General features: G+C 64.9%; 13 protein-coding genes, 1 tRNA gene and 1 riboswitch. Of the genes, 8 read left to right on the forward strand and 6 right to left on the reverse strand.

Features of this window, described 5'->3' with window-relative positions; all coding sequences use genetic code 11:
• Position 1 precedes the first annotated feature (1 nt).
• The 5 genes from serS to G584_RS0100770 are packed head-to-tail and all read left to right on the forward strand — an operon-like array spanning position 2 to position 5,591.
• Positions 2–1,270 (forward strand): serine--tRNA ligase, encoded by a 1,269-nt coding sequence (serS, locus tag G584_RS0100750; RefSeq protein ID WP_019550187.1) that lies wholly within the window; start codon positions 2–4, stop codon positions 1,268–1,270.
• Positions 1,261–2,370: an o-succinylbenzoate synthase gene (gene menC, locus G584_RS0100755; RefSeq protein ID WP_028492903.1), complete on the forward strand. Its 1,110-nt coding sequence runs from the start codon at positions 1,261–1,263 to the stop codon at positions 2,368–2,370. The genes serS and menC overlap by 10 nt, the downstream gene beginning before the upstream one ends.
• On the forward strand, positions 2,343–3,125 hold the full coding sequence (locus tag G584_RS0100760; RefSeq protein WP_028492904.1) for a GNAT family N-acetyltransferase: 783 nt from the start codon (positions 2,343–2,345) through the stop codon (positions 3,123–3,125). The genes menC and G584_RS0100760 overlap by 28 nt, the downstream gene beginning before the upstream one ends.
• Complete coding sequence (locus tag G584_RS0100765) at positions 3,106–4,215, forward strand: amidohydrolase family protein (protein WP_028492905.1); 1,110 nt, start codon at positions 3,106–3,108, stop codon at positions 4,213–4,215. Before G584_RS0100760 ends, G584_RS0100765 begins: the two co-directional genes overlap by 20 nt.
• Positions 4,215–5,591, forward strand: a complete 1,377-nt coding sequence (locus G584_RS0100770) for a chloride channel protein (RefSeq protein ID WP_028492906.1) — start codon at positions 4,215–4,217, stop codon at positions 5,589–5,591. Before G584_RS0100765 ends, G584_RS0100770 begins: the two co-directional genes overlap by 1 nt.
• Here G584_RS0100770 and G584_RS0100775 read toward each other — a convergent pair.
• The gene (locus G584_RS0100775) at positions 5,479–6,132 is read right to left on the reverse strand and encodes a PIG-L deacetylase family protein (RefSeq protein WP_028492907.1); all 654 of its coding nucleotides are present in this window, start codon (positions 6,130–6,132) and stop codon (positions 5,479–5,481) included. The genes G584_RS0100770 and G584_RS0100775 overlap by 113 nt on opposite strands.
• A gap of 68 nt (positions 6,133–6,200) precedes the next feature.
• Here G584_RS0100775 and aroH point away from each other — a divergent pair, with 68 nt between their 5' ends.
• Positions 6,201–6,569 (forward strand): chorismate mutase, encoded by a 369-nt coding sequence (gene aroH, locus G584_RS0100780; protein WP_028492908.1) that lies wholly within the window; start codon positions 6,201–6,203, stop codon positions 6,567–6,569.
• An 83-nt stretch (positions 6,570–6,652) separates the two neighbouring features.
• Here aroH and G584_RS0100785 read toward each other — a convergent pair whose 3' ends face one another.
• The 5 genes from G584_RS0100785 to G584_RS0100805 all read right to left on the reverse strand — a co-directional run bounded on the left by G584_RS0100785 (position 6,653) and on the right by G584_RS0100805 (position 10,884).
• Complete coding sequence (locus G584_RS0100785) at positions 6,653–8,245, reverse strand: aldehyde dehydrogenase family protein (protein ID WP_028492909.1); 1,593 nt, start codon at positions 8,243–8,245, stop codon at positions 6,653–6,655.
• Between the two features lie 19 nt (positions 8,246–8,264).
• Positions 8,265–8,750 carry a pantetheine-phosphate adenylyltransferase gene (coaD, locus tag G584_RS0100790; RefSeq protein WP_028492910.1) on the reverse strand — a complete coding sequence of 162 codons (486 nt, stop codon included), beginning with the start codon at positions 8,748–8,750 and terminating at the stop codon, positions 8,265–8,267.
• The gene (locus G584_RS0100795) at positions 8,751–9,266 is read right to left on the reverse strand and encodes an RsmD family RNA methyltransferase (RefSeq protein WP_028492911.1); all 516 of its coding nucleotides are present in this window, start codon (positions 9,264–9,266) and stop codon (positions 8,751–8,753) included.
• 10 nt (positions 9,267–9,276) lie between these two features.
• Complete coding sequence (locus G584_RS0100800; RefSeq protein WP_028492912.1) at positions 9,277–10,767, reverse strand: PhoU domain-containing protein; 1,491 nt, start codon at positions 10,765–10,767, stop codon at positions 9,277–9,279.
• A gap of 40 nt (positions 10,768–10,807) precedes the next feature.
• Positions 10,808–10,884: transfer RNA gene (locus G584_RS0100805), tRNA-Pro, on the reverse strand.
• A 116-nt stretch (positions 10,885–11,000) separates the two neighbouring features.
• A riboswitch (SAM riboswitch) is annotated at positions 11,001–11,137 on the forward strand.
• A gap of 130 nt (positions 11,138–11,267) precedes the next feature.
• Here G584_RS0100805 and G584_RS12770 point away from each other — a divergent pair.
• Both G584_RS12770 and metX read left to right on the forward strand, forming a co-directional pair.
• Positions 11,268–11,684 (forward strand): PLP-dependent transferase, encoded by a 417-nt coding sequence (locus G584_RS12770; RefSeq protein ID WP_028492913.1) that lies wholly within the window; start codon positions 11,268–11,270, stop codon positions 11,682–11,684.
• Complete coding sequence (gene metX, locus G584_RS0100815) at positions 11,681–12,823, forward strand: homoserine O-acetyltransferase MetX (protein WP_028492914.1); 1,143 nt, start codon at positions 11,681–11,683, stop codon at positions 12,821–12,823. Before G584_RS12770 ends, metX begins: the two co-directional genes overlap by 4 nt.
• Positions 12,824–12,831: the final 8 nt, after the last annotated feature.

A 12,831-nucleotide genomic window follows, 5' to 3' on the forward strand; every position in this document is an offset into this window, starting at 1 on the left:
CATGGTGGACCTCAAGCATCTCCGCCGCAACCCCGAGGTCTATCGGGAAGCCATCCGCCTAAAGGGGGTGGCCCTGGATCTGGATGCCCTTCTGGCCCTGGACGCCGAGGTACAGGGCTTAAAGACCCGGCTCCAGGAGCTACAGACCGAGCGCAACCGCATCGCCAAGGAAGTCCCCAAGGCACCCCCTGAGGCGAGGCCCGACCTGGTGGCCCGGGGCAAGGCCCTGGCGGAGGAGGCCAAGAGGGTGGAGGAAGCCCTGCGGGAGAAGGAAGCCCAGCTCTGGGAACTTCTCCTTAAGGTGCCCCTTCCCCCCTGGCCAGGGGCTCCAGTAGGACCTGACGACTCCGCCAACGTGGAGATCAAGCGGGTGGGAACCCCACCAGAGTTTTCCTTCCCTCCCCTGGACCACGTGAGCCTCCTGGAGAAAAACGGTTGGTGGGAACCCAGGATCAGCCAGGTTTCGGGAAGCCGCACCTACGCTTTGAGGGGGGACTTGGCCCTCTATGAGCTGGCCCTGATCCGCTTTGCCATGGACTTCATGGTGCGAAAGGGCTACACTCCCTTGACCCTTCCCTCCTACGCCAGGGAGAAGGCCTTTATCGGCACCGGGCACTTCCCGGCCGCCAGGGATCAGGTCTGGCCCATCGCCGGCACGGACCTCTACCTCACGGGCACCGCCGAGGTGGTCTTAAACGCCCTTCATAGCGGGGAGATTTTGCAGCAGGAAGAGCTTCCCAAGCGGTACGCCGGCTACGCTCCCGCCTTCCGCTCGGAAGCGGGCAGCTTCGGCAAGGACGTGCGGGGCCTCATGCGGGTGCACCAGTTCCACAAGGTGGAGCAGTACGTGCTCACCGAGGCAAGCCTCGAGGCCTCGGACCAAGCCTTCCAGGAGCTTTTGCAAAACGCCGAGGAGATCCTCGGCCTCCTGGAGCTTCCCTACCGCCTGCTGGAGGTCTCCACAGGGGACATGGGCCCGGGGAAGTGGCGGCAGGTGGACCTGGAGGTCTGGGTCCCCTCGGAGGGGCGGTACCGGGAAACCCACTCCTGCTCGGCCCTTCTGGACTGGCAGGCCCGGAGGGCGGACCTCCGCTATCGGGACAAGGGAGGCAGGGTGCAGTACGCCTACACCCTGAACAACACGGCCTTGGCCACCCCCAGGATCCTGGTGATGCTTTTGGAAAACCATCAGCTTCCCGATGGACGGGTGAGGGTACCCGAGGCCCTTATCCCCTACCTGGGCAAGGAGGTGCTGGAGCCATGCGTCTAGAAGCTGCAGAGCTTAGGATCCTGGAGCTACCCCTGAAGTTCCGGTTTGAGACCAGCTTCGGGGTGCAGACCAAGCGAACCATCCTCCTCCTGAGGCTTTTCGGAGAGGGCCTCGAGGGTCTAGGGGAAGGGGTGATGGAGAAGCTTCCCCTCTACCGGGAGGAGACCGTGGCCAGCGCCCGCTACCTCCTGGAGGAGGTCTTCCTGCCCCAGGTTCTGGGAAAGGACTTTCCCAACCCTGAGGCCCTAAGCCAGGCCCTCGCCCCTTTCCGGGGAAACCCCATGGCCAAGGCGGTCCTGGAGATGGCCTTCTGGGACCTCTTTGCCAAGGGTTTGGGAAAACCCCTTTGGCAGGTCCTGGGCGGGGTACGGCAGGCGGTGGAGGTAGGCGTCTCCCTGGGCATCCAACCCACGCTGGCGGACACCCTGAAGGCTGTGGAAAAGCACCTTTCCGAGGGGTACCGGCGCATCAAGCTCAAGATCAAGCCGGGCTGGGACTACGAGGTGCTGAAAGCCGTGCGCCAGGCCTTCCCGGAAGCTACCCTAACCGTTGACGCCAACAGCGCCTACCGCCTCTCCGACTTCCCCCGGCTGAAACGGCTGGACGAGCTCTTCCTGGATTACATTGAGCAACCCCTGGGCTACGATGACCTCCTGGACCACGCCCGGCTTCAGCGGGAGCTTGCCACCCCCATCTGCCTGGACGAAAGCCTCACCTCCGCGGAAAAGGCGAGAAAGGCCATAGAGCTCAAAGCGGGAAAGGTATTCAACATCAAGCCAGCCCGGCTTGGGGGCCATGGGGAAAGCCTCAAGGTCCACGCCCTGGCCCAAAGCGCTGGGATTCCCCTTTGGATGGGAGGAATGCTGGAGGCTGGGGTGGGCCGGGCCCACAACCTTCACCTGGCCACCCTGCCCGCCTTCACCAAGCCCGGGGACGTGAGCTCGGCCAGCCGCTACTGGGAGGAGGACATCGTGGAGGAGGCCCTCGAGGCGGAGGAGGGCCTCATGCCCGTGCCCGAGGGTCCAGGTATCGGCGTGCACCTGAAGCTTCCTTTGGTGGAGCGGATCACCCTATGGCAGAGGTATATGTCCGCGAGCTAAAGGGCCCCGAAGAGATGGAGGCCGTGGTGGAGCTCCAGCGAGAAATCTGGGGCCGCGCGGAAAGCGATCTGGTGCCAAGGGGCCTTCTCATTGCGGTTCAGGATGAAGGGGGCCTGGTGGCGGGAGCCTTCGTGGAAGGGCGGATGGTGGGCTTCGTCTTTGGCTTCCCCACCCAAGACCCCACCCTGCAGCACTCCCACATGCTGGGGGTTCTGGAAGCCTACCGGGGCACGGGGGCCGCGCTTTGGCTAAAACGCTTCCAGCGGGACTGGTGCCTGGCCCGGGGGATAAAGAAGGTGGTCTGGACCTTCGATCCCTTAAGGGGGGTAAACGCCAACTTCAACCTGAGGAAGCTTGGGGCCACCGCCAAGACCTACCTTCCCGACCATTACGGCCCCATGACGGGCATCAACGCTGGGGCCCCCTCGGACCGGCTTCTCGCGGAGTGGGAACTCCTTTCGGAAAGGGTCTACGCCCGCATCTACACCCCACCACCCGAACCCCTGGTGGAGGGGTTGCCCCAGGCCAACCGGGTAGAGGAAGAAAAGCCCGTGGAGGCCTTCTTGGACCTCGAGGGCCCCCGTCTCCTTTTCCAAATCCCCGAGGACTGGGGAAGGATCCTGCGGGAAGACCCAGCCCTGGCGCTAGCGTGGCGGGAACATAGCCGCCTGGTCCTAGGCCACTACTTCGCCCAAGGCTACCGGGCCGTGGACTTCGCCCGGAACCCCAACCGCTATGTACTGGCTAAAGACTGAGCTCTGGACCGCCGAGGTGGTCTACACGGGTTTCGGCACCCCCATGCTCCGGGGGGCCATAGCGGTCCAGGGACCCACCGTGGTGGGCCAGGGAAGTCTGGAGGAACTTCGGGCGCGCTTCCCCCAGGCGGAAGTGGTCCACAGGGGAAAGGCCCTCTTCCCACCCCCAGTGAACGCCCACACCCACCTGGATCTTTCCCTTCACCCCTTTTACCGGGGCCCCTTTTCCGGCTTCATCCCCCATGTGGTGGCCCATCGGGAAAAGCGGGGCCTCGAGGCGGCAAAGCAGGGCCTGGAGGAACTCCTGCGCTCAGGAGTAGGGGCCTTCGCCGACGTGGTGTTTGAGGATGAGGTCATGGAGTTCCTGCTCCGGGAAAGCCCCCTGCCGGGGGTGGCCTTCTACGAGGTCTTCGCCCCGGATCCCGAGGACGCTGAGGAAGTGTTCCAGCAAGTCCAGGCTAAGGTCAAGACCTGGCGACGCTTGGAAGGACGGGTGAGGGTGGGGCTTTCTCCCCATGCCCCCTACTCGGTGAGCGCACCCCTGTTGCGGCGGCTCGCCCAGTACGCCAGGACCGAAGGCCTCCCCCTCATGATCCACGCAGGGGAAAGCCCGGAAGAGGTGGCCTTCTTGCAAAGGGGGGAGGGTTTTTTAACCCAGATTCACGGGCGCTTCAGCCGAACCCCCTTTGAACCCCCGGGCCTAACCCCCATCCGCTACCTTCGGGCCCTTGGCGCCTTGGGCCCCCATACCCTTTTGGTCCACGGGGTGCAGGTGGACGAGGAAGAGGTGAGGATGTTAGCAGATTCTGGCACCAAGGTCATCCTCTGCCCCCGGTCCAACGCCCACCTGGAGGTGGGGGAGGCCCCCATCCACCTCTACGCCCGCTATGGGGTGGAACTGGCCCTGGGCACGGACTCCCGGGCCAGCAGCCCAGACCTTGACGTGAAAAACGAGGCCCTTTCCCTCTGGGAGAAGGTGGATCCCAGGCTTCTCATCCGGGCCCTGACCCGGGGAGGGTACCGGGCCCTGGGCCTTCCCACCCCCCGCCTAACCCGGGGAAGCCCCGCCAGTCTGGTACACTCCCTCTGATGCGCCCCTTGGGCCGCAGTCCCCAGCTCAACTTCCCCACCCTCTGGGACCAGGAGGTCCGGCATACGGGACCCCTCATCCTCTATAGCGCCTTCACCGGAGCCTTGGCCGGGCTCCTCCTGGCCTTTCTGAACGCCTTGCTTAGAGCCTTGACCGAGGCCTTGGGCCTTTTCTTTGGGTACCTGGCCCCCGAACCCCCCGGGGAAGGAGGCCTGGCCCAGGCTTTCACCGGACCTTCTTTCTGGCCCCTTGCCTTCCTCCTGCCCCTCCTCTTCGCCCTCACCAGCCTCCTGGGAACCGGGCAGGGGCTTGCCGCCTTTCTTCTCCAGGCCCGGGAGGACCGGCCAAGCCCCCCCTCCTCCCACCTGCGGGCCGTTTTGGGAGGGATACTCCAGCTTTCCCTCTATTCCCCCATGGGGCGCGAGGGTCCCTTTGGGGTGCTGGGGCTGTGGCTGGGCCGGGGTTTGGACCGCCGCTTCCCTCGGCTGGGCGGGGGGCTGGCCTTCGCCGGGCTCGCCGCCGGGCTTGGGGCCAGCCTACACGCTCCCGTGGCCGGCGCTCTCCTGGCCACGGAGATTCTTTACCGGAGCCTGCTCCTCGAGGCCCGGGCCCTTACCCCTGCCTTGATCGGCGCCTTGGCTGGTTTTGCCGTCTACGGAGCCTTCTACGGCTACACTCCCCTTCTAACCTTCCAGGCCCAGGTGGATATGGGTGCCCTCCCCGCCGGCGCCCTGGTAGGGCTGGTGGCCGCTGCCCTGGCCACCCTTTGGGTGGAAGGCTCGCGCCTTCTGGAAGCCCGCATCCGCCCTCTTCCCTACCCCTGGCGCCATGCCCTCCTGGGCTTGGCCTTGGCCCTGGCCCTCCTCTTTCTGCCCGAAGCCTTGGGCAGTGGCCTGGGCTGGGTAGCCGTGGCCACCACTCCCCTTCTGCCCCCCCTAGCCGTGCTGTCCTTGCTTTTCGCCAAGCTCCTTCTTCTCCTCCTGGCCAGCGGGATAAGGGCCTACGGGGGCCCCTATACCCCTGCCCTGGTCCTAGGAGGGCTCTTGGGAGCCTTCCTGGCCCACCTGCCGGGTCCAATGGCCCTTCCTCCTGAAACCCTGGCCCTGGCCGGGGGCGTGGCGGTGCTGGCGGGGGTAGCCCGGGCCCCCTTCGCGGCCACCGTTCTGGCAGCGGAGTGGGGCGGGTACGCCACCTTGCCCCTGGTCCTCCCCGCAGTGCTCTTAGCCTATGTGCTCACCCCTGCCTACAATCCCACGGAAGGCGTTAGGGAAGGGCAGGCCACGCCGGAGGGGAGTCCGTCTGAAACGCCTCCGCAAAGGGAACCCCCGCCTCCCGACCCCGAAGCCGCCGGCGGGCGCGAAACTCCTCCAGGGTAAAGGGCCAGCGGTAGAACTCCTGGTAAAAAGCAAACACCGCCTCGGCCACCTCTTGGGTGGCGGTGGTATCCACGTAAAGCCACGGTCTCACAAGCTCCTTCCTGGGATAGTGGTAAAGCCGTACCGGCTTCCGGTGCGCTTCCCCCACGAGTTTGGGTATGCGGCAGAACTTCAAGGCAGAAAGGACCGCCTCGTGCGTGGCCCGGTGGTCAGGGTGAACGTCCAGGGGATCCCAGGTGATGACCGCATCCGGCTGGAACTCGGCCATCAACCGAGCCAAGGCCAGGGCTTCCTCCCTGCCCCCGGTGAGGAAGGTATCGCGAAAGGGTAGAAACCGGTACTCGGCCCCAATCAACTGGGCCACATGGGCCCCGTGCCCCTCCCGTATCTCGGCCACCCTGGCCTCCTCCATCTCCCCGAACTGGCTCGCCAACTCCCCCCTCGTCATCCAAACCAAAAGCACCCGGTCCCCCCGCCGGGCGTGGAGGGCCAGGGTGCCTGCAGCCCCAATCTCATCATCGGGATGGGCGAATACCGCCATCAGATTCACAACTCCCAGTCTACCCGTCTTGTATCAAGGGCTGAAACCCCTTAGCATGGAGCCCAACTATGGTCCGGGGCATCAGGGGTGCCATCACCGTGGAGGAGGATACGCCGGAGGCCATCCATCAAGCCACACGGGAGCTTCTCCTTAAGATGCTGGAGGCAAACGGCATCCAAAGCCACGAGGAGCTGGCAGCCATCATCTTCACGGTTACGGAGGACCTACGTTCGGCCTTCCCCGCCGAGGCCGCCCGCCAGATTGGCATGCACCGGGTTCCCCTGCTCTCCGCCCGGGAGGTGCCGGTGCCAGGAAGCCTGCCCCGGGTCATCCGGGTCCTGGCCCTTTGGAACACCGACACCCCCCAGGACCAGGTGCGCCACGTGTACCTTAGGGATGCGGTGCGCCTGAGGCCCGACCTGGAAAGCGCCCAGTAATACCGCCACACCTTGGTTTTGCCAAGGTGGGGCGGGGGGTAAAACCCCTCTTGAGCGAAAAGGGGTACGAAAAGGGGTACGCCCTAGAAGCCCAGGACCTCGGCCCAGGGGGTAGGAGCCTTGGGGCTCACGTAGCCCGTATCCATCTGGGCCAGCTGGAGGCGGCCCGAGTACTCTTCGTTCACCGCATGCCAGTAGGTGTACTCTTCTATGACCCAAATCCCGGATTCCCGGGCCCCATTGCCGCTCGCCTTCACCCCGCCGAAGGGCAGGTGGGCCTCGGCGCCCACGGTGGTGTTGTTGATGCTGGTCATCCCCGCCCGGATGCCCACCTTGAAGAGGTAGGCCCAGTGACGGTGGTTGGTGTAAATGGCGCTGGATAGGCCGTAGGGCGTGGCGTTGGCCACCTCGATGGCCTCCTCTATGCCATCCACCTTAACCAGGTTGATGGTGGGACCGAAGATCTCCTCGGTAAACTGGCGCATGCCGGGCCTGGCCTCCCAGACCGTGGGCCAGCCATAGAGCCCAGTTTCCGGGTCCCCCAGGAACCGGGGGTAAGGGTTCTCCCGCGTGATCCGGCCTTTGCCAAAGAGCAAGGTAGCCCCATCCTCCTGCCCCCAGGTGTAGTGCTCCAGCCAGCGCTGGAACAGGCGCTCGTTGATAAAGGGGCCGTAGGTGACCTCAGGGTAGAGAAGAGGGTTCCCCACCACTGTAGCCTCGGTCCTTTCCAGGAAGCGCTTCTTGAACTCCTCGTAGATGGGGGCATCCACCAGGATGTTCCCCGCCGAGGTGCACCGTTGCCCGCCGGTGGCGAAGGCACTCCACCAGGCCCCTTCCACCGCCAAATCTAGATCGGCATCCCGCATCACCACGAGGGGGTTCTTTCCTCCAAGCTCCAAGGTGGGCCGGATCAGGTTCCGCCCCGCCACCTCCCCGATCCAGCGCCCCACCTTGGTGCTCCCGGTGAAGGCGAACTTGTTGAGGAGACCCTCGTCCATGAGCTCCACCAGCCACTGGCCCGTGGAGTCCTTCCCCCCTCCAAAGACCACGTTAATGACCCCGGGAGGGAGGCCCGCCTCCTCAAAGAGCTTGACGAAGATATACGAAAGAACCGGGGAGTCATCGGAAGGCTTCCAAACCACGGTGTTGCCCGCAAGGACCGCAGGGATAAGCTTCCAGCTCGGCACGGCAATGGGGAAGTTCCCCGCGGTGATCATCCCCACCACGCCTAAAGGCCTGCGGAAGGTGAAGAGCTCCTTGTTCCGCATCTCGCTGGGCACGGTCTGGCCGTAAAGCCTCCGGCCCTCGGATGCGAAGAAGATGGCAGTGTCAATGGCCTCCTGGACATCTCCCCCCGCCTCCTTGAAGGTCTTCCCCACCTCCCTGACCATGAGCCGGGTCAAGGTGGGCTTCTCCCGTTCCAGGATCTTGGCCAGGTTGAAAAGCACCTGCCCCCGCACGGGCGCCGGGGTCTCGCTCCACTCCTTAAAGGCCTCCCGCGCTTTTAGGGCGGCTTTCCTCAGGGTTTCCTTGGTGCCCTCGGGGAAACGGGCCACCAGGTCCTCGAGGTCCGAGGGATTCCGCCTCTCCAGGACCCTCCCTTCAAAGACCTCCTCCCCCCCGATGAGGTGACCGAACTCCAGGGTATTCCCGTACTTGCCGGAAAAAGCCTTCATGCCAACCTCCGAAGGGATTTTACCCCTGACCGAACTTGGCCTTAAGGGCCCTTAGGGTGGCCGGGGGCACCAGCTTGGACACATCCCCTCCGTAGCGGGCGATCTCCTTGACCATGGTGCTGGACACAAAGGAGTACCGGGTGGCGGCCAGGATGAAGAGGGTTTCCAAGCCCGGCAAAAGCTGACGGTTCAGGTGGGCCATCTGGAGCTCGTACTCGTAGTCGGAAACCGCCCTCAGGCCCTTGACGATGGCCTGGGCTCCCACCTGCTTCACGAAATCCACCAGAAGGCCGGAAAAGGTATGGGCCTCCACATTAGGCAGGTGGGCGGTGGCCTCCCGCACGATGTTTAGGCGCTCCTCAGCGGTAAAGAGGTACTGCCCCCGTTTGTTGGGGTTTTCCAGCACCGCCACCGTGACCCGGTCAAAGAGGCGGCTTGCCCGCTGGATCACGTCCAAATGGCCGTTGGTAAGGGGGTCAAAGCTTCCCGGATAGACCACGTGCATCTAAGCCTCCACCAGGGTGAGGGCATTTTCCCCGTAAACCCGCCGCTCCCCTAAGGGGAGGTGCAGGTCCTTAGGGTGCTGCAGGATATAGAGTCCTCCCTTCTCCACCACGCCGCTCTCCAAGAGGGCCTGAAAGACCTGGGGCAGGTCCAGGAGGTAGGGCGGAGCCATGAAGGCTACCGTGTAGCGTTCACCCCGGGCCTTGGCCTCAGGCAAGAAGACCTCCACGGGAAGGGGAACGATCCGGGCCCGGAGCCCCGTACGGCGGAGGTTTTCCTTAAGAAGGGCCACCGCTTCCTGGTCCTTCTCCACCAGGGTGGCCTCAAAGCCCTCGCTGGCCGCCTCGAGGCCCACCGCTCCGCTCCCCGCATAGAGGTCCAGGAACCGGCCCCGCTTGGGGTAGCGCAGGCGAAGGTAGTCAAAAAGGGCCTTCCGCAGGCGCACGGGGGAGGGTCTGGCCGAAGCCGGCACCTTCAAGGACACCCCTTTGGCCTTGCCGCCCAGGATCCTCACCACGCTTCCTAGCTTAAAGCTCCAGAACCAGGCGGCAAAGCCTGTCCACCCCACTGGAAACCTCCTCCAGGGTGATGAGGAGATCCAGGTGGGCCAAGGTGGTGGCCCGGCTCTCCGCCCTGCCGCTCTCCAAACGGCTCAGGTGGGCCCGGCGCAGGCGATCCAGAAAGGCCACCACCTCCCTTTCCTCCGACAAAACCCCTCCCGCCAAGGCCTTGTCCCCCGTGGCCAAGGCGGCCGCCATGCGCTCGAGGCGGCCCAGCACCAACCTTCCCGCCTCCAGAAGGTCCTCCTTGCCTTCTGGGCTAAAGGTCAGGCCCTGCGCCCAAAGCTTCGCCGCCTGGCGCACCACCCGGCGCACCAGGTCCCCGAGGTGCTCAAGCTCGCTGGCCGCCACGAAGAACCGCACCGCCCGCTCGTCCCGGGTGCGGGTGGAAAGCTCGGCGGTATAGAGGACCACCTCCCGGGTAAGCCGGTCCACCTTGTCCTCCAGCGCCTCGAGCTCCGCCTCGCCCCCTTCCTCCTGGGCCAGGACGCGCACCGCCCGCGCCAGCATGTTCCGCACGGCATCCGCCACCCGGCCAAGCTCCCGCTGCACCAGGGCGTAGGCCAGGCTAGGGGTTTCCAAAGCCTCCAGGGAAAGGTACTTGGGGCTAACGGTGCGGCGGGGAAAGAGGCTTTCTGTTAGGCGCAGGTAACGCCCCTGAAGGGGAAGAAAGCCTATGGCGTAGGCCAGGTGGCTTAGGAGGTGAAGCCCCACCACCCCCACGCTCCCAAGCGGCCCAAGCAGAAGCAAAAAGGGCAGGGAAAAGAGAAAGCGATGCCCCAAAAGGGCAACCCCTAGGGCCCACCCCTCCCGCCTGCCCCCTAAGGCCGCCAGAAAAAGGGCTCCCGAAACCCCCACCCCCGCCCCCAGGGTCAAGGCCATGCTGCCCCCCTGCCCCAAAAAGGGCATAAAGGCCAGGGCCAAGGCCGCCACCCCGTTGGCAGTTCCCAGGAAAAAAGCCAGGACGATCCCCACCAGGTACAGGGCCCATGGACCCGGATTAAGAAGGCTCAAAAGGGGCGCAAAAGCCTTGGCCCCCTGGCCCATCTCCAAAAAGCCCAGGAAAAGAAGTCCCAAGCCCAAAAGAACCAACCCGCCGCTTCGGCTTCCCCGGAAGAGGAAAAGAGGGAGGCCCAGAGCCAGCAGGACCTCGGCCACCTCCCTTTGCGCCAGGGCCACCACCCCCACCCAGGCGCTGGCCCCGGCGGTGGCGGCCAGGGAAAGGAGGGCGGCCTGCCCCAGGGAGAAGATACCCCCTTCCAAAAGCCCCAGGGCCAGGAGGGAAAGGCCGGTGCCGCTACCCGAAAGAAGGCCCAGGAGAAGACCGGAAAACAAAAGGCTCCCCGGCCTGGCAAAAGCCCGGGCCAGCAGGTACCTCTTTCCCTTGACCGAGGAAAGCCCTTCCCCGATCAGGTGCAACCCCAAAAGCAAAAGGGCAAGGCCCGCCAGAAAGCCCACGGGAGGAGTATACGAAAAGCCGGCTCGAAGGCCGGCCTTCTGGTCGGGGAGACTGGATTTGAACCAGCGACCCCCTCGTCCCGAACGAGGTGCGCTACCGGGCTGCGCTACTCCCCGTAGCGGAGTCCAGTATAGGAGAGTAGGGCCAAAAGGTCAAAGGGTGTTGACGGCCAAGCCCCAAACCCCTACACTGACCCTTAACCGCGCCGGGGCGCGGCGAAAACCAGCCCGTTCTCTTATCCAGAGCGGTGGAGGGTACGGCCCTGTGAAACCGCGGCAACCTCCCATCCCTTCCGTTTCATGGCCGGATGCGGGTGGGGCTGGTGCCAAGGCCGGCCCGGGTGGGGGAAACGCCCGGGAACGATAAGAGAGGGGGGTAAGCGCCACGCCCAACCCCTTCTAGGCGAGAGAACGGTGCCCATGCACTTCCCGCCAGAAGGGGCCTTCTTATTGGCCCCTTCCCAAGCGCCCCAGGCGGGTCCTTGGAAAGGAGGCCAAAGATGCGCTCTAAAACCTTGCAACCCCACGGCGGATACGAATCTGGGCCCACTATCCTAAGCCACCCGGTGCCCATTCGCTCCACCCCCAGCTACCTTTTCCAGAATCCCGAACACGCCGCCAATCCCTTCGCCCCCAAAGGGTTCGGAATCATCCATAGCCGCGTCAGGAATCCCACGGCGGGGATGCGGGAAGGGTGTTTGGTGGCCCTCGAGGGGGGCAAGGCTGCCCTGGCCACCTCAAGCGGCCCCACCGACCAATCCCCGGCCCTCACCATCCACCCCGCCTCCACCACCCACTCCCAGCCCCCTCTGGAGGAACAAACCCCGGCCGGGGTTTTGCCGGAGATGGTGCGCTTGCGCGCAGGCCTCGGGCGCGTGGACGACCCGAAGGCGGAGTTGAAGGAGGCCCTGGCATGAGCGAGATTGCCCTGGAAACCTGGGGGGAGCACGAGGCCCTCATCCTCAAGCCTCCCCGCTCCCCCCTTTCCATCCCCCCTCCCAGGCCCCGCACCGCCGTGCTCTTCCCCAGGCGGGAAGGGTTTTACACCGAGCTTGGGGGCTTCCTGCCCGAGGTGCGCCTCCGGTTTGAAACCTACGGCCGGCTTTCCCGGCTTAGGGACAACGCGGTCTTGGTCTTCCACGCCCTCACGGGAAGCGCCCACTTGGCAGGCACCTACGACGAGGCCACTTTCCAAAGCCTCTCCCCCTTGGAAAAGGCCTTCGGCCCCCAAGGGTGGTGGGATTCCCTGGTGGGCCCCGGGCGGATCCTGGACCCTGCTCTCTACTACGTGATCTCCGCCAACCACCTGGGAAGCTGCTATGGCTCCACCGGACCTCTTTCCGTAGACCCCCGCACAGGGAGGCCCTACGGCAAGGAGTTTCCTCCCCTTACCATCCGCGACCTGGCCCGGGCCCAGGCAAGGCTTTTGGACCACCTAGGGGTGGAGAAGGCCATCGTGATCGGAGGAAGCTTAGGCGGCATGGTGGCTTTGGAGTTCGCCCTCATGTATCCGGAAAGGGTGAAGAAACTGGTGGTCCTGGCCGCTCCCGCAAGGCATGGCCCCTGGGCCCGAGCCTTCAACCATCTAAGCCGCCAGGCCATCCTCTTAGACCCTGAGTACCATGCTGGTCATCCTGCCCCCAAGGGGATGGCCTTGGCCCGGGGCATCGCCATGATGAGCTACCGCGCTCCCAGGGGCTTCGAAGCCCGCTGGGGCCAGGAGCCCGAAAAGGGGGAAACCTACCTGGACTACCAGGGGGAGAAGTTCCTTAAGCGCTTCCATGCGGAAAGCTATCTGGTTCTATCCCGGGCCATGGATACCCACGATGTAGGCCGGGGAAGGGGTGGGGTGGAGGAAGCCCTGAAGCGGCTAAAAAACCTGCCCTCCCTCTTTGTGGGCATAGACACCGACCTCCTCTACCCCGCCGAGGAGGTGCGGCAGGTAGCCCGCTTAAGCGGAGGAAGGTACCGGGAGATCCATAGCCCCCACGGCCACGACGCCTTCCTGATCGAAACCGATCAGGTGGAGGCCATCCTGGATTCCTTCCTGCCCTGAAGGGCCCG

Source organism: Thermus antranikianii DSM 12462 (assembly GCF_000423905.1).
In the GTDB taxonomy this organism is placed as follows: domain Bacteria; phylum Deinococcota; class Deinococci; order Deinococcales; family Thermaceae; genus Thermus; species Thermus antranikianii.